The 20,281-nt window shown below is 74.8% G+C and carries 19 protein-coding genes; 11 read left to right on the forward strand and 8 right to left on the reverse strand.

The genetic code is table 11. The features are described 5' to 3' along the window. The first annotated feature begins 134 nt into the window (after positions 1-134). The 7 genes from ACFVU3_RS16320 (at position 135) to ACFVU3_RS16350 (ending at position 7,752) form a co-directional block, all read left to right on the forward strand. Positions 135-779: a TetR/AcrR family transcriptional regulator gene (locus ACFVU3_RS16320; RefSeq protein ID WP_390066921.1), complete on the forward strand. Its 645-nt coding sequence runs from the start codon at positions 135-137 to the stop codon at positions 777-779. A 121-nt stretch (positions 780-900) separates the two neighbouring features. Beyond that, positions 901-2,115, forward strand: a complete 1,215-nt coding sequence (locus ACFVU3_RS16325) for an alpha/beta hydrolase (RefSeq protein WP_390066616.1) — start codon at positions 901-903, stop codon at positions 2,113-2,115. A gap of 74 nt (positions 2,116-2,189) precedes the next feature. Continuing rightward, positions 2,190-3,056 (forward strand): DUF4429 domain-containing protein, encoded by an 867-nt coding sequence (locus ACFVU3_RS16330; protein ID WP_390066617.1) that lies wholly within the window; start codon positions 2,190-2,192, stop codon positions 3,054-3,056. A gap of 131 nt (positions 3,057-3,187) precedes the next feature. Beyond that, on the forward strand, positions 3,188-4,546 hold the full coding sequence (locus tag ACFVU3_RS16335) for a sensor histidine kinase (protein ID WP_390066619.1): 1,359 nt from the start codon (positions 3,188-3,190) through the stop codon (positions 4,544-4,546). 212 nt (positions 4,547-4,758) lie between these two features. Beyond that, the gene (locus ACFVU3_RS16340; protein ID WP_390066621.1) at positions 4,759-5,436 is read left to right on the forward strand and encodes a response regulator; all 678 of its coding nucleotides are present in this window, start codon (positions 4,759-4,761) and stop codon (positions 5,434-5,436) included. A gap of 139 nt (positions 5,437-5,575) precedes the next feature. Continuing rightward, a complete protein-coding gene (locus ACFVU3_RS16345; protein WP_390066623.1) occupies positions 5,576-6,559 on the forward strand; it encodes an alpha/beta hydrolase in 984 nt (327 codons plus the stop codon). Continuing rightward, positions 6,556-7,752 (forward strand): acyltransferase, encoded by a 1,197-nt coding sequence (locus ACFVU3_RS16350; RefSeq protein ID WP_390066625.1) that lies wholly within the window; start codon positions 6,556-6,558, stop codon positions 7,750-7,752. The genes ACFVU3_RS16345 and ACFVU3_RS16350 overlap by 4 nt, the downstream gene beginning before the upstream one ends. A gap of 72 nt (positions 7,753-7,824) precedes the next feature. On the opposite strand, the gene ACFVU3_RS16355 is transcribed toward ACFVU3_RS16350, so the two are convergent. Together ACFVU3_RS16355 and ACFVU3_RS16360 are read right to left on the reverse strand one after the other, a co-directional pair. Continuing rightward, positions 7,825-8,847 carry an aldo/keto reductase gene (locus tag ACFVU3_RS16355; protein ID WP_390066627.1) on the reverse strand — a complete coding sequence of 341 codons (1,023 nt, stop codon included), beginning with the start codon at positions 8,845-8,847 and terminating at the stop codon, positions 7,825-7,827. Continuing rightward, positions 8,844-9,263, reverse strand: coding sequence for a MerR family transcriptional regulator (locus tag ACFVU3_RS16360; RefSeq protein ID WP_390066628.1), 420 nt, complete (start codon positions 9,261-9,263; stop codon positions 8,844-8,846). Before ACFVU3_RS16360 ends, ACFVU3_RS16355 begins: the two co-directional genes overlap by 4 nt. 51 nt (positions 9,264-9,314) lie before the next feature. On the opposite strand from ACFVU3_RS16360, the gene ACFVU3_RS16365 reads away from it, so the two are divergent. Next, positions 9,315-10,145, forward strand: coding sequence for a serine hydrolase domain-containing protein (locus ACFVU3_RS16365; protein ID WP_390066630.1), 831 nt, complete (start codon positions 9,315-9,317; stop codon positions 10,143-10,145). A 2-nt stretch (positions 10,146-10,147) separates the two neighbouring features. On the opposite strand, the gene ACFVU3_RS16370 is transcribed toward ACFVU3_RS16365, so the two are convergent. The 5 genes from ACFVU3_RS16370 to ACFVU3_RS16390 form a co-directional block, all read right to left on the reverse strand. Beyond that, on the reverse strand, positions 10,148-10,774 hold the full coding sequence (locus ACFVU3_RS16370; RefSeq protein WP_390066631.1) for a hypothetical protein: 627 nt from the start codon (positions 10,772-10,774) through the stop codon (positions 10,148-10,150). Then, positions 10,771-12,219, reverse strand: coding sequence for an ATP-binding protein (locus ACFVU3_RS16375; RefSeq protein ID WP_390066923.1), 1,449 nt, complete (start codon positions 12,217-12,219; stop codon positions 10,771-10,773). Before ACFVU3_RS16375 ends, ACFVU3_RS16370 begins: the two co-directional genes overlap by 4 nt. Before the next feature lie 164 nt (positions 12,220-12,383). Then, positions 12,384-13,067, reverse strand: coding sequence for a response regulator (locus ACFVU3_RS16380; protein WP_390066633.1), 684 nt, complete (start codon positions 13,065-13,067; stop codon positions 12,384-12,386). A gap of 59 nt (positions 13,068-13,126) precedes the next feature. Further along, complete coding sequence (gene murJ / locus ACFVU3_RS16385) at positions 13,127-14,758, reverse strand: murein biosynthesis integral membrane protein MurJ (RefSeq protein WP_390066635.1); 1,632 nt, start codon at positions 14,756-14,758, stop codon at positions 13,127-13,129. After that, complete coding sequence (locus tag ACFVU3_RS16390; RefSeq protein WP_390066636.1) at positions 14,755-15,957, reverse strand: lipid II:glycine glycyltransferase FemX; 1,203 nt, start codon at positions 15,955-15,957, stop codon at positions 14,755-14,757. The genes murJ and ACFVU3_RS16390 overlap by 4 nt, the downstream gene beginning before the upstream one ends. A gap of 212 nt (positions 15,958-16,169) precedes the next feature. Between ACFVU3_RS16390 and ACFVU3_RS16395 the strand changes: the two genes are divergently transcribed. Further along, positions 16,170-17,351 carry an Ig-like domain-containing protein gene (locus ACFVU3_RS16395; protein WP_390066638.1) on the forward strand — a complete coding sequence of 394 codons (1,182 nt, stop codon included), beginning with the start codon at positions 16,170-16,172 and terminating at the stop codon, positions 17,349-17,351. Between the two features lie 6 nt (positions 17,352-17,357). Here ACFVU3_RS16395 and ACFVU3_RS16400 read toward each other — a convergent pair whose 3' ends face one another. Then, a complete protein-coding gene (locus ACFVU3_RS16400) occupies positions 17,358-18,008 on the reverse strand; it encodes a pirin family protein (RefSeq protein WP_390066640.1) in 651 nt (216 codons plus the stop codon). An 82-nt stretch (positions 18,009-18,090) separates the two neighbouring features. Here ACFVU3_RS16400 and ACFVU3_RS16405 point away from each other — a divergent pair, with 82 nt between their 5' ends. Both ACFVU3_RS16405 and ACFVU3_RS16410 read left to right on the forward strand, forming a co-directional pair. Continuing rightward, positions 18,091-19,272: a PucR family transcriptional regulator gene (locus tag ACFVU3_RS16405; protein WP_390066642.1), complete on the forward strand. Its 1,182-nt coding sequence runs from the start codon at positions 18,091-18,093 to the stop codon at positions 19,270-19,272. Positions 19,273-19,361: 89 nt separating this feature from the next. Beyond that, entirely contained in the window at positions 19,362-20,279 is a 918-nt protein-coding gene (locus tag ACFVU3_RS16410; RefSeq protein ID WP_390066644.1) for an ACP S-malonyltransferase, read from the forward strand. The last annotated feature ends 2 nt before the right edge of the window (positions 20,280-20,281 follow it).

Below are 20,281 nucleotides of genomic sequence, written 5' to 3' on the forward strand. Positions count from 1 at the left end.
TCATAGGAAAGAGGCTAGTGACAGTCACTGACAATTGACAAAGTGATTCACGCGTCGGTAACTGTCATGTAGCTCACAGGTACCCTGAGCAGGGAGAAGCTCCCGCAATCGACCGAAAAGAGGCCCCGTTGACCGTGCCCGCGCCCGGCCCGCGCGAGCGGAAGAAGCAGCGCACCCGCGACGCGCTCATCCGGGTCGCCCTGGAGCTCTTCACCACCCAGGGGTACGAGCGGACCACCGTCGACGAGATCGTCGACGCGGTCGAGGTCTCCCAGCGCACCTTCTTCCGCTACTTCTCCTCCAAGGAGGAGGTCGCCTTCGCCGTCCAGCGGATGGTGGAGGAGGAGTTCGTCCGGGCGCTGGACCGGCGGCCGCCCGGGGAGGGTCCCTTCGACGCGATGCGCAACGCCGTGCTCGCCGCGTGGGACGGCGTGGGCGACGCGATCGACCAGGTCGTCCCGGTCGAGCTGTACCTGCGGACCTTCTTCATGATCGAGTCGACGCCGGCGCTGCTCGCCGCGCACCTGCGGCGGTCCAGCGAGATGGAGGAGACCATCGCCCGGCTCGTCGCCCGCCGCGAGGGGCTCGACGTGGACGCCGACCCGCGGCCCCGGATCGCCGTGGCCGCCTTCAGCGGGGTGATGCGCGTCACCGGACAGATGTGGGGCAAGGGGCCGGACCGCAGCCTGGAGGGGATCCGGGCCCTCACCGAGTGGTACCTGGACCACCTGGGCCCGGCCCTGTCGCTGCACTGGCGGGAGCCGCGCGCGGACGGCTGAACGGTCCGCCCGGCCGGGGTCCACCGGCCGTGGCCAGGACGTTCCCCCCGCCCCCCGTGACGGTGGGCGGCGGCGACCGAACGGACGGTTCCGTCATCTTCGCCGTCTAGGGTGTGCGCCCGTGACCTCCGCCGACGTCCCGCCGTCCCTCGCCGTCCTGCGCACCCTGCTCGTGCTGGGTGTCGTCCTCGTGCTGCTGGCCACCACCGGATGGACCACCCTCCGGCACCGGCCGGCCTCCGGATCGCCCATGCAGGCCGCGCTGGCCGCCTGGGCGCGCGAGCGGATCGGCGACGTCCCGCCGCCCGACCCGGCCACCGCCCCGCCCCGTACCGTCGCGGCCTGGTTCGCCGCCCTCGGCCCGGCCCGCGCCGAGGGCCTCGCCGAGCGGCATCCGCTCGTCGTCGGCAATCTCGACGGCGCCCCGCCGGCCCTGCGCTACCGCGCCAACCGGATCGGCCTCACCCGCGCGCTGGCGGCCGAGCGGCCCCGCCTCGACGACCCCCGGCTCTCCGCCGAGGGCCGGCACGAGGCGCGGCGCCGGGTGGACCGCTTCCGCTCCCTCCTCGAACCCGGGCGCCGGATCCTCGTCTTCGACCCCACCGGTACGGGGAAGGCGGCCGAGGTCCTGGGCGACCTGGAGCGGGCCCGGCGGGTGTCGGTGATCGTGCCCGGCGTCGACACCCACCTCCTCACCTTCCAGAAGACGCACGGGCGGTACACCGCCCCCGTCGGCATGGCGCAGGCGCTGTACGAGGCCGAGCGGCGCACCGCGCCCGACGCCCGGGTCGCGGTGATCGCCTGGGCCGGCTACACCGCGCCCGCGCGGGTGGGCGTCGACGCGGTGACCGGCCGGCTCGCCGCGTCCGGCGCCGACCGGCTCGTCCGGCTCACCGAGGGCCTGCCGGGGAAGGCCCGGGTGGCGCTCTTCTGCCACAGCTACGGCTCCGTCCTCTGCGGGGTCGCCGCGCCCCGGCTGCCGGACCGGGTGACCGACCTGGCGGTGGCGGGCAGCCCCGGGATGCGGGTGGAGACCGCGGCGGAGCTGCGCACACGGGCCCGGATATGGGCGATGCGGGACGGCGGCGACTGGATCGCGGACGTCCCCCACCTGGAGCTCGGCGGGGTCGGTCACGGCGCGGACCCGGTGGCGCCGGAGTTCGGCGCGCGGCTGGTCTCGGCGGCCGGGGCCGCCGGACACAGCGGTTATTTCGAGCCGGGCACGGAGAGCCTCGGCAATTTCGCGGCGATAGGCGCCGGAGCCTTCGGACGGGTCGTCTGCGCACGTGCCGACAGCGTGTGCCACGGGGGAATCTCCGGCGGAACCGGCCTCTGACGCGCGTAGATCACGGAATTTCCTGACAGTTCCGAGGGGCGACGCACGGCCACACGCCGCTTACGATGAGGCGTATGGGTGATGTGCTGGCCGGAATTCATGCCACCTGGGAGTTGGAGAGCGACGCCCTCGTCATCCGCTTCGAACGGGGGATCCGTACGCCGAGGCTGTTCCAGGCGCTGCGTGAGCGACGCGTGCCGTACGAGGCGCTGGCGTCGGCGACGCTCGCGCCGGGCCGGCGCGGCACCGTCGTCCTGCACGCCGTGCCGCGGCCGGGCGCCGATCCGCTGATGGAGGCGGCGGCCGGGCAGCTCAAGGAGGCCTGCGACCCGTACCGGCTGGCGCTGCCCGCCGACCGGGAGGAGCTCGCCGCGCACTGGCGCGACGAGCTGGCCTCGCTGGTGCCCGCGGACCCGGCGGACCGGCTCGACACCGGCTTCCTGGTCGCGGCGCCGCAGGGGCCGCTCTCCTTCAAGGCGTACGACGGGAAGGCGACGTTCGACGGCTCGTCCGAGGTCTCGTTCCGCTGGTCCTCGACGATGGCCACGTCGGAGAAGTGGAAGACGGGCGACCAGTCCTTCCGGATCCGGGAGCTGAGCGGGGTCGAGTGGCGCACGCCGGACTCCTCCGGCGGCTTCCTGCGGCTGCTCCCCCGGGGCGGAGCGCCCCGGGCGGACCGGCCCGACCACGATCCGGCGTCGGTCGTCTTCGGCCTCGGCTACGGCCCGGTCCACGATTCCCTCCCCTTCGCGGCGGCCGTCCTCTCGGCGATCCGCGCCAAGGACCGCACCCCCGTCCCCGCGGGGGCGCGCGGCGCGGCGCACGGGGATCCCGGCGCCGTTGCCGAAAGGATTCGGCACCTGGGCGAACTGCATCAGGCGGGCCTGGTGACGGACGAGGAATTCGCGGCGAAGAAGACGGAACTCCTCGCTGAGCTGTAGCGACGCCGGCCGGCGGGCCGGGCCGCGGGGGCGCGCGACGAAAGTCGCGCGCCGTCATACCAGGGTCTGATCCGCGATTGTCACCCCTGGTACGACGACGGGGCCGGGCCGCGAACCTAGGCTGACTCGACATGAAAGCGTTCGAGAAGCGGCCGGACCCGCGGCGGGTGGCGGCGCGGGTCCAGAGCTGGTCGCGGGTGGCCGTCCAGGCCCTGGAGGCCACCTTCGCCGCGCCCGCCGAGCCGGGCTCCTCGCCCTTCACGGGCGCCTCCTCGTCACGGTGGATGCGGCTGCTGCCCTACGCGTTCGGGGTCGCGCTCGTCGGCTCCCTGCTCCCGGTCACCGTCCACCTCCTCATGCACGACTACGACGTGCCCGGCGCGCTGGCCGGCGCGCTCGCGACCGCGCAGACCGCGCCGCTGCTGCTCGCCGCCACCCGGCCGCTCCAGGCGTGGTGGATCGTGCTGCCCGCCGACATCGCCGGGGCGCTCGTCATGATGGCCTCCGACGGGCCCCGCGCCCAGCTGTGGCCGTGGACCCCGCCGGTCGTCGTCGGATACTGCGCGCTGATGCTCGCGCTCGGACTGCGCGAGCCGCGCCGCACCCTCGTCGGCGTGTGGCTGGCGACCGGCGCGGCCGGCTACCTCCTGGAGATCGTGCGGCCGTACGGCGACACGGGCATCACCACGCTCCTCTTCGTGCTCAGCGGCGTGCTGCTGCTGCTCACCTCGGCGATACGGGCGCGGAGCGAGGCCCAGCGAAGACTCGCCGAGCAGGAGACGATCAGCGAGGCCGAGCGGGCCCGCCGCACGCTCCTGGAGGAGCGGGCCCGGATCGCCCGCGAGCTGCACGACGTGGTCGCCCACCACATGTCGGTGATCACCGTGCAGGCGGACTCCGCCCCGTACCGGATCCCGGAGCTGCCGGACGCGGCCCGGGAGGAGTTCGCGTCGATCGCGGGCAGCGCGCGGGAGTCGCTGGCCGAGATGCGGCGGCTGCTCTCGGTGCTCCGCAGCGACGGCAGCGAGGGCGAGCGGGCCCCGCAGCCCGGCCTCGACCGGCTCCAGCAGCTGGTGGAGGCGACCGTGCGGGCGGGCGTGCCGGCCGAGCTGTCGCTCGCCGCGGAGCTCGCGGACGGGCGGACCGAGGTGCCGCAGGCGGTGGGCCTCTCCGCGTACCGGATCGTGCAGGAGGCGCTCGCCAACGTGGTGCGGCACGCGCCGGGCGCCCCGACCCGGGTCTCGGTGCGCGAGGACGGGTCCGGCCGGCTGACGGTCCTCGTGGTCAACGGTCCGGCCGCGGAGCGGGTCTCGCCGCTGGAGAGCACCGGCACCGGGCACGGGCTGGTCGGGATGCGCGAGCGCGTCCGGCTGACCGGCGGCACCCTCGACACCGGCCCCCTCCCGGACGGCGGCTTCCGCGTCGCGGCCCGGCTGCCCCTCGGCACGGAGGAGACGACGCCGGAGACGGAGACGGCAACGGCCGGATGACGAGCGCCCGGGGGCGGTCGCCCGGGAGCTGGGGGCGGTGGCCCGGGAGCTGGGAGGGGGGCGCCCGGGGACCGGGAGGCGGTGGCCCGGGCAGGGCTCACCGGGCCGCCTCGGTCGAGGGCCGCCGGAGCGGCCGGAGCGGCCGGGCCGGGACCGGTGGCGGGATCTAGGGTGGCGGGTGCAGGGGGACGATCGACGAGCGAGGATGTCGTGTGACCATTCGGGTGATCATCGTGGACGACCAGGCCATGGTGCGGGCGGGGTTCGCCGCGTTGCTGGCCGCGCAGACCGACATCGACGTGGTCGGTGAGGCGCCGGACGGACGGCAGGGGATCGAGGTGGCGCAGGCCGTCCACCCCGACGTGGTGCTGATGGACGTGCGGATGCCGGAGCTGGACGGGCTGGCGGCGGCCCGGGAGATCCTGCACCCGCCGGCCGGGGTGACCCACCGGCCGAAGGTGCTGATGCTGACCACCTTCGACGTCGACGACTACGTGTACGAGGCGCTGCGGGCGGGGGCGTCCGGGTTCCTGCTCAAGGACGCGCCGCCGGCCGACCTGATCGCCGCCGTACGGATCGTGGCGGCGGGCGACGCGCTCCTCGCGCCGTCCGTGACCCGCCGGCTCATCGCCGACTTCGCCGCCCACCGCCCGGCCGCCCGCAAGGACGTGACGGCGCTCCGGCTCAACGGACTGACCCCGCGTGAGACCGAGGTGCTGGAGCTGATCGCCCGGGGCCTGTCCAACCAGGAGATCGCCGAGCGGCTCGTGCTCGCGGAGCAGACCGTCAAGACCCACATCGGGCGGGTGCTCGCCAAGCTCGACCTGCGGGATCGCGCCCAGGCGGTGGTCTTCGCCTACGAGTCGGGCCTGGTGACCCCCGGGGGTTAACCCCACCGGCGGCCGGGGGCCGGCTCCTCACCCACCCCCTACCCGGGTATGGCACGGGAGTTGGCTCCCCGGTGTGACGTGCCGTCACCCGTCGCCTTCCTACCTTCCTCTCGCCGACAACGAGAGAGGGAGGGCGGACATGCGCCGCATCACGAGGACCCTGGTGACCGCCGCCATGGTGGCGACGGTCGTCGCGGGGACGGCGGGCTGGGCGTCCGGGACCGCGCAGGTTCCGGTCACCGGTCCGCCGGCCGGGACCGCCGAGTGGCGGGCGGCGGGCCTGCCGGACCCGGCGGCGCTGGACCCGGCCGGGGTCGCGCGCATCTTCGCGGGGCTCGGCCCCGCGGAGCGGCGGCGGCTCGTGACGGCGCACCCGACGGTGGTCGGGAACCTGGACGGGGCGCCGCTGGAGCTGCGGTACGCGGCCAACTCCCGTACGGCGGAAGGCCGGTACCCGGGAGCCCGGGTCCTGGCGCACGACGCCCGGGGCCGGGGCCAGACGGTCCTGGTCTACGGGGACCTGGCGACGGCCGAGCGGGTCGCGGTGCTGGTGCCGGGCTCCGACGTCGACACCGGGCGCCTGGGCTCCCTCACCCGGAAGGCCACCGCCCTGCGGGAGGCGACCGGCGGGCGTACGGCGGTCGTCGCCTGGGCCGGCTACACCACCCCGCTCGGCGTCGGACTCGACGCCGCCTCGGGCGAGTTGGCGGAGGCGGGCGCGGAGCGGCTGGTCCGCTTCGCGGAGGGGCTGCGGGCCTCCGGGGTGCGCGCCGAACCGTCCTTCTTCTGCCACAGCTACGGCTCCGTGGTCTGCGGTCTCGCCGCGCACGGGCTGAAGGCCAAGGACCTGGTGGTGTTCGGCTCCCCCGGCATGCGGGCGGAGAACGTGGCCGCGCTGCGGACGACGGCCCGGGTGTGGGCCGCGAAGGACCCGACGGACTGGATCGACCGGGTGCCGAACGTGGCCGTCGGCGACTACGGCCACGGCACCGACCCCACCGCTCCGGAGTTCGGCGCCCGGACCGTGCCCGCGCGGGACGCGGACGGCCACGACGGCTACTTCGCGCCCGGCACCTCCTCGCTGCGCGCCTTCGCCGCGATCGCCGAGGGGGACGTCCGATGAAGACGCTCGTCCGGAAGATCGAGGCCGGCACCCCCGCCCACCGCGACCGCGCCGTGGACGGCCTGCGGGCCCTCGCGCTGCTCGCCGTGCCCACCGGCCACTGGCTGCTCGGCGGATTCACGCTCTCCGCCGACGGCGCGATCCACAACGCCTCGCCGCTCGCGACCTTCGGCGCCCTCGCACCGGCCAGCTGGATCCTCCAGATGCTGGGGATCTTCTTCCTGGTCGGCGGCTACGCCTCCGTCCTCTCCTACCGGCGGCGGACCGGCACCACCCGGGCCTGGCTCGGCGGGCGGCTCGCCCGGCTCGGCCGCCCGGTGCTCGGGGTGACGGCCGTGTGGGCGGCGCTGCTGCCGCTGCTCCACCACGGCCTCGGAGTGCCGGTGGACACCCTGCGGACGGCGTCGACGCTGGTGATCCAGCCGCTCTGGTTCGTCGGGGTGTACACGGTGGTGACGGCGCTGACCCCGCTGTGCGTGCGGGCCGCGCGCCGGCTCGGGGTGTGGGCGGCGGCCCCGCTGCTCGGCTCGGTCGCCGTGGTGGACTTCCTGCGGTACGGCCCGTACGCGGACGCCGTGCCGTCCTGGCTGAGCCTGCTGAACATCCTGCCGGGCTGGCTCTTCGCCTACCAGCTCGGTGTCTCCTGGGGCGAGGGCCGGGTGGGCCGCCGGCACGCCTGGGCGCTGCTGCTCGGCGGGGCGGCGCTCTTCGCCGCGCTGCTGCTCGTCTTCGGCTACCCGGCGTCGATGGTCGGCGTCCCCGGCGAGGCCCGGACCAACTCGCACCCGCCGTCACTGCTGGTGCTGGCGCTCGCCGCCGCGCAGAGCGGGGCCGCGATCCTGCTGCGGGACCGGCTCGGCCGGCTGCTGAGGCGGCCCGCGCTGTGGGCCCCGGTGGTCGTGGTCAACCTGTCGGCGATGACGATCCTGTGCTGGCACCAGACGGCGATGCTCGCGGCGGCGGTCCCCGCCTCGTACCTGGGCGAGGTGCCCGGCCTCGTCGGGGCGCCGGACTCGCTCGGCTGGATCCTGGCCCGGCTGGCCTGGATGCCGGTCTTCGCCGGCCTGCTGGTGCTGATCGGGCGGTACGCGCGCGGCTTCGAGTCGCCGTGGGCGCGCACCGGGCCGGCCCGCCGCACCCTCGCGGGCCTGCTCGCGGCGGGCTTCGCGGTCTTCGCCCTGGGCCTCGCGTGAGGAGGCCCGGGGGGCCCGGGGCCGGACCTCGCGGGCCCCGGGCCTCGCGTGAGGAGGCCCGGGGTCCGCGGGTCAGACCTCGCGGGCGGCCGAGGTGTGGCTCATGTCCGGGTAGCGGTCGCCCGCCACCAGGCCCGCGAGGGGTTCGAGGGCGGCGAGGTCGGCGTCGGTGAGGGTGAGGCGGGTGGCGGCGGCGTTCTCCTCCAGGCGGGACCGCTTGCGGGTGCCGGGGATGGGGACGACCGTCAGCCCGTGGACGTCGGCGCGCCGCTGCACCCAGGCGAGGGCGACCTGCGCGGGCGTCGCCCCGTGGGCGGCGGCGACGGCGCGGACCGGGTCGAGGAGGGCCGCGTTCCGCTCGGCGTTCTCGCCGGTGAAGCGGGGCTGGTACCGGCGGAAGTCGCTGTCCGAGAGGTCCTTGCCGGCGTCGGCGAAGGCGCCGGTGAGGAAGCCCCGGCCGAGCGGCGAGTACGGCACGAAGGTGACGCCGAGCTCGGCGGCGGCGGCCACGGCGGAGCGCTCGACGTCCCGGGAGAAGAGCGACCACTCCGACTGGAGGGCGGTGATCGGGTGGACGGCGAACGCCTCCCGCAGCTCCGGCCCGGTGACCTCGCTCAGCCCGAGGTGGCGCACCTTGCCCTCGGCGACGAGTTCGGCCATGGCGCCGACGGACTCGGCGAGGGGCACGGACGGGTCGCGCCGGTGCATGTAGTAGAGGTCGATGGTGTCGACGCCGAGGCGGCGCAGGCTGCCCTCGACGGCCTGGCGGATGTAGGCGCGGTCGTTGCGGACGCCGCGGTGGGAGGGCCGCTCGGGGTCGCGCTCGATGGCGAACTTGGTGGCGAGGACGATCTCGTCGCGGTGGGCGGCGACGAAGGGGGCGAGGAACTCCTCGTTGGTCCCGCTGCCGTAGATGTCGGCGGTGTCGATCAGGGTGACGCCGGCCTCCAGGGCCGCGTCGAGGGTGTCCCGGGCGGCGGCCTCGTCGGTGTCGCCGTAGAACTCGCTGATGCCCATGGCGCCGAAGCCCTGGACGCCGGTCTCGGGGCCGTCCTGGCCGGGGCCGAGGCGTACGGTGTCGATCCTGTCGGTCATGAGGGGGTGCCTCCGCAGATGGTGCCGTAGTGGTCGATCTTGAGGTCGAGCACGGCGAGGGTGTCCTGGAGCTCGGCGATCCGGGACAGGACGTCCCGGCGGGTGGCCTCCAGGAGGGCCCGGCGCTCCGCGTGGGTGTGGGCGCCCTCGCGGACCAGCTCCGCGTAGCGGACCATGTCCGCGACCGGCATTCCGGTGAGCCGGAGCTTGCCGACGAACTCCAGCCAGCCCAGGTCCCGTTCGGAGAACCGGCGCTGTCCGGTGTGCGACCGGTCGACGTGCGGCATCAGGCCGATCCGCTCGTACCAGCGCAGCGTGTGCGCGGTGAGCCCGGTCAGGGCGGCGACCTCGCTGATCGTGTAGCGGTCCTTCCGCGCGGGCCCGGTCGTGCTCTCGACGCTCTCGATCACGCTCATGCCTCCACGCTAAAACGTTGGAGTGCACTCCAAGCAAGTAGGCTCGGCCCCATGGAGAGCAGCAGCGTGCCGAGCCTGGCGGCGATCGAGAACTGGCCCGTCCCCACCGCGGCGGCGGCCGTGGTCCGCGCCGACGGCACGGTGGCCGGGAGCCACGGGCCGACCGGGCACCGGTTCCCGCTCGCGTCGGTGACCAAGCCGCTGGCGGCGTACGCGGTGCTCGTCGCGTACGAGGAGGGCGCGATCGACCTCGACGAGCCGGCCGGGCCGGAGGGCGCGACCGTGCGGCATCTGCTGGCCCACACGTCCGGGCTCGCCTTCGACGAGAACCGGGTGATGGCCGCCCCGGGCACCCGCCGGATCTACTCCAACACCGGTTTCGAGGTCCTGGGCGATCTGGTCGCCAAGGCCACCGACATCCCCTTCGCCGACTATCTGCACCAGGCGGTCCTGGAGCCGCTGGGCATGACGAGCACGTCGCTCGACGGCTCCCCCGCCAAGGACGCGGTGTCGACCGTGGACGACCTGGTGCGGTTCGCGGCCGAGGTGCAGGCTCCCCGGCTGCTCGACGCCCGCACGGTGCTGGACGCGATGACGGTCACGTACCCGGGGCTCACCGGCATCCTGCCCGGATACGGGCACCAGCGGCCGAACGACTGGGGGCTCGGCTTCGAGATCCGGGACGGGAAGGCTCCGCACTGGACCGGCACCACGTCCTCGCCGCGCGCCTTCGGCCACTTCGGCCAGTCCGGCACCTTCCTGTGGATCGACCCGGACGCGCGGGCGGCCTGCGTGGCGCTCACGGACCGGGCCTTCGGGCCGTGGGCGATCGAGGCGTGGACGCCGTTCACGGACGCGGTCCTCGCCGACCTGCGCCGCTGACGTCAGGAGCCGGCGACTTCGCAGGTGGCGGCCGGGAGGGTGCCGTCCGGGCCCTCGACGGTGATCGCGGCCGTGCCGGACCGGTCCACGGCGTGGGCGGCCGTGCACACCAGCTGGGCGAGCGCGCGCTCCGACAGCTCATGGGTGAGGAAGGGCGTCCGGAGCCGGATCTCGCCCGTCCCCTCCGACACGACCCGGATCAGTTCCCGGGTCTCGGGAAGCTCGGTGGTGAGGCCCGCCTCGCGGTCGGCGCCGCCGGGGCCGGCGATCAGGGCGGCGAGCACCTTCACGGTGGCGACGTCGGGGACGTCCGGATGACCGGCGGCGGGATCGAAGCCGGTGCCGGAGCCGTCGGCGTGGTCCGGGACCTCCTCGCGCTCGCCTCCGGGCACGGTCCGCTCGGGGAGGGGGACGAAGGGGGTGCCGACCTCCCGGGCGACCGGCATCAGCTCGCCGTCGGGGCCGAGGTAGTAGAGCAGCATCCGGCTCTCGGGGACGGGCTGCACGACGACGACGGGCGCCTCGCCCGCCTCCACCACGTCGCTGTTCTGGATGCCGCAGCCGGCGAGCAGCGGCAGGGCGGCGGCGAGCAGCGCGGCCGGCGCGAGCAGCGGCGGGCGGCGCCTCACCGCGGGATCCTGACCGTGAACACGGCGCCGCCCGCCGGGTGGTTGCCGGCCTCCACGGTGCCGCCGTGCAGCCGCACGTTCTCCTGGGTGATCGCCAGGCCGAGGCCGCTGCCGGCCGAGCGGGCACGGGCCGGGTCCGCCTTGTAGAAGCGCTCGAAGACGTGCGGCAGGACGTCCGGGTGGATGCCGGGGCCGCGGTCGGAGACCTGGACGACGAGCGTGCCGCCGGAGGCGCCGGGGGCCTCGGGGCCTTCGGGGGTTCCGGGGGCGCCGTCGTCGTCCACGTACACCCGGACCGTGACCAGCGCCCGCCCGTGCCGCAGGGCGTTGCCGACCAGGTTGGCGACGACGACGTCGAAGCGGCGGGGGTCGAGGCGGGCCCGGATGCCCTCGCCGAGGGCCGCGTGGACCTGCTCCGGGTCGGTCCAGTGCCGGCTGCTGAGGGTCTTGCGGACGCAGTCGGCGACGTCGACCTCGTCGGTGTGGAGCTCGGCGGCGCGGGCGTCGAAGCGGGAGATCTCCATCAGGTCCTCGACGAGCACGGCGAGCTTGACGGTCTCGGCGCTGATCAGCCGGACGGCACGGGCGGTGTCGCTGTCCAGGGTGCCGGCGTCCTCGTCGAGCACCTCGGTGACGGCGAGCATCCCGGCGAGCGGGGTGCGCAGTTCGTGCGAGACGTCGGAGGCGAAGCGGCGGGCGCGGGCCTCGGCGCGGCGCAGTTCGGTGACGGAGCGCTCCAGTTCGGCGGCGGACTGGTTGAAGGTGCGTGCCAGGTCGGAGAGTTCGTCGCTGCCCTTGGCGTGGATGCGGGTGTCGAGCCGGCCGCGGCCCATGCTCCGGGCGGCGTGGCGGAGTTCGCGGACCGGGCGGAGGACCCCGCGGGCGGCGATCAGCGCGGGTATCAGGGCGATGGCGAGGGCGGGCAGGGCGCCGTCGCGGGCCGCGGTGACCATCGCCTCGATGTTGGCCTCCTCCTCGTCCAGTTCCATCACGGCGTAGACGACGAGGCCGGTGGGCTGGGCGGTTCCGTCCTTCTCGGTGAGGAAGACGGCGGGGACGGCCATCGTCAGATAGGGGGTGTCGCCCTTCACGACGCGCTGGAAGGCGGTGTGCGGGGTGCCTTCCCGGGCGTGGGCGCGGGCCCTGAGCTCCGGGGTGAGGACGGAGGAGGTGGGGCGGTCGGTGGAGGAGACGCGGAGGGTGCCGTACTCGGCGTAGACCCGCCAGGGGCGGGGCTTGCCCAGGCGGGCGATGTACAGGAGGCGCTCGCGCAGCGCGGTCTCGTCGAGGGGCAGGGAGATGTTGAGGTCGTCGACCTGCTCGCGGAAGGCGGAGACGGCGGTGTTCTGGGTCTGTTCCAGGACGGCGCTGCGGGCGGCCCGGTAGGTGAGGGCGGCGGTGGTGCCGCAGCCGACGGCCGCGACCAGGAGGAAGGCGAAGACCATGCGGGTGCGCAGGCCGAAGGGGCGCGGCCGGCGGCCGCGGATCCAGGCGCGGGCCCGGCGCGGGGCGCCGTCCCCGGTGCCGTGCTCGTCGTCCGCGGGGTACCCGCCCTCCTCGGGGGCGGCCCGGTCGGTCCCCGGCTCCTCCCGGGGGTGCACACAGGCCCTCACAGCGGTCCGAAGCGGTAGCCGAAGCCGCGCAGGGTCTGGATGTAGCGGGGCTCGCCGGGGGTGTCCTCGATCTTGGAGCGGAGCCGCCGGACGCAGGCGTCCACCAGGCGGGCGTCCCCGTGGTAGTTGTGCTCCCACACGTGTTCCAGGAGCTGCTGGCGGCTGAAGACCTGCTCGGGGGCGGCGGTCAGGTGGAGCAGCAGCTTGAGCTCGGAGGGGGCGAGGGCGAGCCGTTCGCCGTTCTTGGCGACGGTGAGGCCGGCCCGGTCGACGGAGAGGGCGCCGTGGTGCTCGACCGCGGGCCGGCCGCCGCCGGGCTCCTCGATGCGGCGCAGGACGGCCCGGATGCGGGCCTCGATGACCTCGGTGCGGGCCGGCTTGACGATGTAGTCGTCGGCGCCCGCCTCCAGGCCGATGACCACGTCGAAGTCGTCGCCGCGGGCGGTGAGCATGATGATCGGGAGCTGGCTGGTCTCGCGGACCCGGCGGCAGACCTGGACGCCGTTCATGCCGGGCAGCATGAGATCGAGCAGCAGCAGGTCGGGGCGGAACTCGGCGAGGGCGGCGAGGCCGGCCTCGCCGGTGGCGGCGGTGCGCACCTCGTGCCCGCGGCGCCGGAGCCCGAGCTCGACGCCTTCGCGGACCGAGGGGTCGTCTTCGATGAGGAGCACGCGAGGCATTCGTGGAGTATCCCAAGGTCGGTGGAGGTCCCCGCCGGGGGGAGCCCCTGGAGGGGCGGTCAGGCGCGGCGGGTGAGGCGGCCGATGCGGCCGGTGACGGTGGCGAGGAGGGCGGAGACCTCGGTGAGGCGCAGCGGCCGGGCGAGGAGGGCGAAGACGCCGAGGACCGTGGCGAGGCCGGCGAGACCGGAGACGACGGCGCCGGCCGGGGCGGTGGTGTCGGCGACGAAGAGCCCGTATCCGGTGGCGGGGATCGCGGCGATCAGCAGCCGGCCGAGACCGTCGCCGCCGTCCGCGGCCGCGGGGAGGCGCCGCCGGAGGACGTACGCGGTGAGCCCCCAGCCGGCCCAGAGGGCGAGCGAGTAGCCGGCGGCCATGCCGGTGACGGTCCAGTGGGTGGGCAGCCAGTGGTACGCGGCCAGCGAGAGGCCCGCGTTGAGGCCGGCGATCACCAGGTTGAGCAGGAAGGGGGTGCGGGTGTCGCGGAGCGCGTAGAAGGCGCGGGTGCACACGTACTGGCCGGAGAAGGCGATCAGGCCGGGGGCGAAGGCGGTCAGCGTCCAGGCCATGGCGCGGACGTCGGCCTCGTCGGTGGCGCCGTGGCCGAAGACGGCGCTCATCAGCGGGGTGGCGAGGGCAAGGAGGAGGCAGGCGGCGGGGACGACGCCGGCCGCGGTGGTGCGCTGCGCGTACGAGACGTCCCGGCGCACGCCCGCGAGGTCCCCGTCGGCGGCGGCGCCGCTCATCCGGGGCATGAGGGCGGTGACGAGGGAGACGGTGACGATGCCGTGCGGGACGGCCCACAGGAGGTAGGCGTTGTTGTACGCGGCGAGGCCGGCGCCGCCGCCGGACGCGGCCGTGCCGGCCGAGGTCGCGGCCCAGGTGGTGACCCAGTAGGCGGCCTGGTTGGTGGCGACCAGCAGCACCAGCCAGCCGGCGGCGCGCAGCGGGGCGGCGAGGCCGCTGCCGCGCCAGTCGAAGCGGGGCCGGAAGCGGAAGCGGGCGGCGCGCAGCGAGGGCAGCAGGGCGAGGGCCTGGGCGGCGATGCCGGCGGTGGTGCCCCAGCCGAGGAGGGTGGTCTCCGCCGCGGTGAGTTCTCCGCCGTCGCTGACGGCGAGGAAGAGGCCGAAGACGGCGACGACCACGACGTTGTTGAGGACGGGGGTCCACATCATGGCGCCGAAGCGGCCGCGGGCGTTGAGGACCTGTCCGAGGAGGGTGAAGAGGCCGAGGAAGAGGATCTGCGGGAGGCACGCGCGCGTGAAGGCGATCGTGAGGTCCCGCTGGCCGCCGGTGTAGTCGGTGTACGTGTCGACGACGAGGGGCGCGGCGAGCACGGCGCCGGCGGTGAGCACGGCGAGGGCGAGCGCGCAGAGGGTGAGCAGGCGGTCGGTGTAGGCGGCGCCGCCGTCCTCGTGCTCCTTGGCCGCCTTGACCAGTTCGGGCACGAAGACGGCGTTGAGGGCGCCGCCGAGGAGGAGCATGTAGACGATGGTGGGGACGGAGTTGCCGACCGCGTAGCCGTCGGCGACCAGGCCCGCGCCGAGGGCGGCGGCGACGACGGAGGCGCGGACGAAGCCGGTGGCGCGGGAGACCAGCGATCCGGCGGCCATGAGGGCGCCGCTGCGGAGCGCGGAGGCGGGTTTCCGGCGGGTCGGCGCGGGCGGTGCGAGGGTGGTGCCGTTGCTCATCGGCGGTTCAGGTATGCCTGGAAGGCGCGGTACAGCGCCTGGTTGGTCGTGCCGTGCATCGGTGTCTCCCACTCCCCCAGCGTCTCGACGACCTGTCCGCCCGTGCCGAGCTTCCAGCGCAGCAGCCCGTGGGCGCGGTCGTCCGGATCGAGGGTGGAGGGTACCCCGCGCAGGTCGTAGACGTCGGCCCCGAGGGCCTGGGCGTCCAGGAGCATCCGCCACTGCAGGGCGTTGGAGGGGCGGACCTCGCGGCGGTGGTCGGCGGAGGCGCCGGTCTGGTACCAGACCCGGCGGCCGACCGTGACCATGGTGTGGGCGGCGAGGATCTCGCCCTCGTGGCGGGCGAGGTAGAGCTTCATCCGGCCGGGGTGCTCGGCGTTGAGGACGGCGTACTGGCGCTCGTAGTAGGCGAGGGAGCGGCCGAGGCGGAAGCCGTCGCGTTCCTCGGTGACGCGCAGCAGCCGGTGGAACTCGGGGAGGTCGGCGGCGGAGCCGACGGTGATCTCGACGCCGGACTTGCGGGCCTTGCGGACGTTGCGCCGCCACTCCTGGTTGAGGCCGGACCAGAGGTCGTCGGGGGTGCGGCCGGTGAGCGGGACCTGGAAGACGTGGCGGGGCTGGGCGTCGGCGCCGTCCTCGGAGTCGCCGCCGCAGCGCTTCCAGCCGCGGGCGCGGAGCCGTTCGGCGACGGCGGTGCCGAGCGGGTCGACCTCGTCGGCGAGGACGTCGCCGAGCCGGCGGCCGGGTCCGGCGGCGGCCTTGACGGTGGGGGCGGTCCAGCGGCGGTGGGCGGGCCCGGGCCCGATGCGGACGGCGAAGGCGCCGGAGGCCCGCAGATGGGCGAGGAGCGGGTCGAGCCAGTGGTCGAGGTCCGGGTCGGCCCAGTCGGCGACGGGCCCCTCGGGAAGGTAGGCGAAGTGCTTGCGGGTGCCGGGGAAGGTCCGCAGCAGGACGAGGGCGACGCCGGTGAGCTGCCCCGACTCCGGTCCCCAGCCGATGAGCTGGTGGCTCCAGCCGTCCTTCACCTGCGCCCAGGCGGGGAGTTGGAGGAAGCTGGGGCCGTCCGCGCCCGTGGAGCGGGACGCGAGGAAGGCGCGGTACACCTCGGGGGTCACGGGGCCGAGCCGGAGCGGGCCGGCGGGCGGCACGGCGGCGGCACGGCGCTTCACGGGCGCGGGCGTCACGAGCAGCGCTGACACAACGGGAGCCTCCTTGGTTCGTCCGCCCCTCGGTGGCGCGGCGCACAGCAGGCTCACAGCCGGATGAGACGGGTCCGCGCGGCGTGTGTGACGGGACGATGACCGTTCTTCATCAGCCCTCGTCACATGGGCCCCGAGCCGGGCGGAGGCCGGTGGGAGCGGCCTAGAGTCCGGGCATCCCACCCTTTTCTCTCCTCTTCCGGAGGTGTTCCGTGCCGCCGATACGCACGTCCAGGCCCGCTCTTGCCGCCGTCGCCCTCGCCGTCTCCCTCACCGCGTGCACGGCCCAGGCCGCGAGCGGCCCGGGCTCCTCGACCGCCCCCTCGCGGGGGGCCGCGCAGGACGGGCCGCCCGCGAAGGTGACCGTCGTGGACCGGGCGGCCGGCAAGCCGGTCACGGTGACGGCGGCCGGCGGGACGTTCTCGTCGGTGACGGTCACGGACGCGGAGGGCGGACGGCTGGCCGGGAAGTCCGCCGCGGGCGGGGCCCGCTGGACCTCGGACCGGAAGGCGGCGCCGGGCACCTCGTACACGGTCGAGGCCGTCACCCGTACCGCCGGCGGGAAGGAGACGACGAGCCGGTCGACCTTCACCACGCCGGAGGCCGAGCGGGTCAACAAGCTGACGCTGGCGCCGGGGAAGAACACCACGGTCGGCGTCGGGCAGCCGCTGTCGATCGTCTTCGACCGGCCGGTGACGAGGAAGGCCGACGTGGAGCGGCAGCTGAAGGTCACCACCTCGAACCGCACCGAGGGCTCGTGGGGCTGGGTGACCGACCACTCCGGCCGGGACCGGGTGGACTGGCGGCCCCGGGAGTACTGGAAGCCGGGGACGAAGGTCACGCTGGAGGCGGACCTGAACGGGACGGACTCGGGCGACGGCTGGTTCGTCCGCGACTACCGGACCGGGTTCACGATCGGCGCGTCGCAGGTGGTGAAGGTGGACCTGGACACGAAGCGGCTGACCCTGGTGAAGGACGGCCGGGCGGTCCGGACGATCCCCGTCTCGGGCGGGACGCCCGGCGGCGACAAGCGGTCCTGGCGGGGGACGGCCGTCCTGATGGCGAAGGAGGGCACGATCAACATGAACTCGGAGACGGTCGGGCTCGGCGACGCCTACGACAAGATGGTCGACTACTCGATGCGGCTGACCTGGTCGGGCATGTACGCGCACGCGGCTCCGTGGAACGCGGGGAACTTCGGCCGCGCCAACGCCAGTTCGGGGTGCATCGGGATGAGCACCGCCGACGCGGCCTCGTTCTACGCGAGCGTGAACGTCGGGGACCCGTTCGAGATCAAGGGCGGCGACACCAAGGGCGTCGTGGCCGAGGGCAACGGGTACGGGGCGTGGAACCTGTCCTGGACGGCCTGGAAGGCGAAGAGCGCCCTGGACTGAAGGGCGTCAAGCGCCCGACTCCCAGACCAGTGCCTCCGCGGCGGCCGTCGCCCCGAGCGTCAGCCCCGCCGCGTCCGTGACGCGTGCCGCGTCGCCGCTCGCCAGCTCCTCGCCCGCCAGGGCGACCGTGCCCCGGGTCACGTGGACGTAGAGCGTCCGGGCCCGCGGGAGCCCGGCCTCCTCGCCGGGCGCGAGGCGGTGGACGTGGAGGACGGCGTCCGCCGCCGGCAGCTCGTACCGGCCCGCCAGACCGCGGACGAGGGTGTACGAGGGCTCCCCGCCGGTCTCGCGCGGGGCCAGCCACATCTGGACGAAGGCCAGGGGGGCGTCGCCGGCGTTGCGCTCGACGTGGCGGACGCCGGCCGCGGCGCTGAGGTGCTGGAGGTCGCCGGGGCGGACGACCGTCTCGTGGCCGGTGGTGTCGCGGTGGGTGAGCTCGCCCTCGACCACCCACGTGACGATCTCCGTGTGGGAGTGCGGGTGCTCGTCGAAGCCCGCGCCGGGGGCCAGGCGCTCCTCGTTGACGGCGAGGAGCGGGCCGAAGCGGAGGTTGTCGGGGTCGTAGTACGGCCCGAAGGACAGGGCGTGCCGGGTCTCGACACCGGCCTCGGGGTCGCCGCCCGGGTACCGGTCGCCGGCGCGCTGGATGCGGATCACCCTGCGTACGGTAGCGGGACCGGCGGGGACGAAACCGCCCCGACCCCGCACGTCGGCGCCCGGATGAGGCAGTCTTGTCCCCGTGTCTGAACCCACGAACGCCGCCCATCGCCACGCCGCGACCCTGAAGCGCCTCGAACAGTCCTCCGGGCGGCTCGCCGCGAACGCCATCGCCCGCATGGACGAGACGCTGCCGTGGTACCGGGCGATGCCGCCCGAGAACCGCTCGTGGATCGGACTGGTCGCGCAGGCGGGCATCGCCGCCTTCACGGAGTGGTTCCGGCATCCCGAGACCCCTCAGGCGATCTCGACCGACGTCTTCGGCACGGCGCCGCGCGAGCTGACCCGCGCGATCACGCTCCGGCAGACCGTGGAGATGGTCCGGACGACGATCGAGGTCATGGAGGTCGCGATCGAGGACGTCGCGGCGCCCGGCGACGAGTCGGTGCTGCGCGAGGCGCTGCTCGTCTACGCCCGGGAGATCGCCTTCGCGACGGCCCAGGTGTACGCGCAGGCGGCGGAGGCGCGCGGCGCCTGGGACGCCCGCCTGGAGTCGCTGGTCGTGAACGCGGTGCTGTCCGGCGAGGCCGACGAGGGCGCCGTGTCCCGGGCCGCCGCGCTGGGCTGGAACTCGCCGGACCACGTGTGCGTGCTGCTCGGCACCGCCCCGGACGGCGACAGCGAGCTCACCGTGGAGGCGATCCGGCGGGCGGCCCGCCACGCCAAGCTGCAGGTCCTCACGGGGGTGCTCGGCGACCGGCTGGTGGTGATCGCGGGCGGCTCCGACAATCCGCTCGGTGTGGCGAAGGCGCTGATCGGGCCGTACGCGCCGGGCCCGGTCGTGGCCGGTCCCGTGGTGCCCGACCTGCTGGCGGCGACCCGGTCCGCGCAGGCGGCCGCGGCCGGCCTCAAGGCGTGCACGGCCTGGCAGGACGCGCCCCGGCCGGTGCTCGCGGACGATCTGCTTCCGGAGCGCGCCATCGCCTCCGACCCGTCGGCCCGCGAGCAGCTGGTGGAGGAGATCTACAGACCGCTCGAAGAAGCGGGCTCGGCGCTGCTGGAAACTCTGAGTGTCTATCTGGAACAGGCCAGCAGTCTCGAAGGCGCGGCGAGGATGCTCTTCGTCCACCCGAACACCGTGCGCTACCGGCTCCGACGTGTGACCGACGTCACCGGCTGGTCACCCTCCGACGTCCGATCCGCGTTCACCCTGCGGATCGCCCTGATCCTCGGGCGCTTGGCCGACGCGGACGGGCAGTCCTAGACTTTTGTCGAACACCAACAATTACCCCGACGGTTCTTCGTCCTAGTCCCCACGGGCGCCGGACGCCGTCCCCAAGAGAGAGTGTGAGGGTGCTCGTACTCGTCGCTCCCGGCCAAGGCGCCCAGACGCCCGGCTTCCTGACTCCCTGGCTCGAACTCCCCGGCGCCGCCGACCGCCTCGCTGCCTGGTCGGACGCCATCGGACTCGACCTCGTCCACTACGGCACGAAGGCGGACGCGGACGAGATCCGTGACACCGCCGTGGCCCAGCCGCTGCTCGTCGCGGCCGGTCTGCTCTCGGCCGCCGCCCTCGGCGACGTGGCCCCCGGCGCCGTCGCCGGCCACAGCGTCGGCGAGTTCACCGCCGCCGCCTTCGCGGGCGTCCTCGACGACACCGCGGCCCTGAAGCTGGTCCGCACCCGCGGTCTCGCGATGGCCGACGCCGCCGCGATCGCCCCGACCGGCATGTCGGCGCTGCTCGGCGGCGACCCCGAGGTGACCGTCCCGCACCTGGAGAAGCTCGGCCTGACCGCGGCCAACGTGAACGGCGCGGGCCAGATCGTGGCCGCCGGCACGCTGGAGCAGCTGGCCGCCCTGGAGGCGGACAAGCCCGAGGGCGTCCGCCGGGTCGTCCCGCTCAAGGTCGCCGGCGCCTTCCACACGCACCACATGGCCCCCGCGGTCGCCACCCTGGAGCAGGCCGCCCAGGCGCTGTCCCCGGCCGACCCGGCCCTGCCGTACGTCTCCAACAAGGACGGGCGGACCGTCGCCACCGGTGCCGAGGTCCTCGCGCGCCTGGTCGGCCAGGTCGCCAACCCGGTCCGCTGGGACCTGTGCATGGAGACCTTCCAGGCGCTCGGCGCGACCGCGCTGATCGAGGTGTGCCCCGGCGGCACCCTCACCGGCATCGCCAAGCGCGCGCTGCCGGGCGTGGCCACGGTGGCCCTGAAGACTCCCGACGACCTGGACGCGGCCCGTACGCTCGTCGCCGAGCACACGGCCGTCTGACG

The organism is Streptomyces sp. NPDC058052, from assembly GCF_042885515.1.
In the GTDB taxonomy this organism is placed as follows: domain Bacteria; phylum Actinomycetota; class Actinomycetes; order Streptomycetales; family Streptomycetaceae; genus Streptomyces.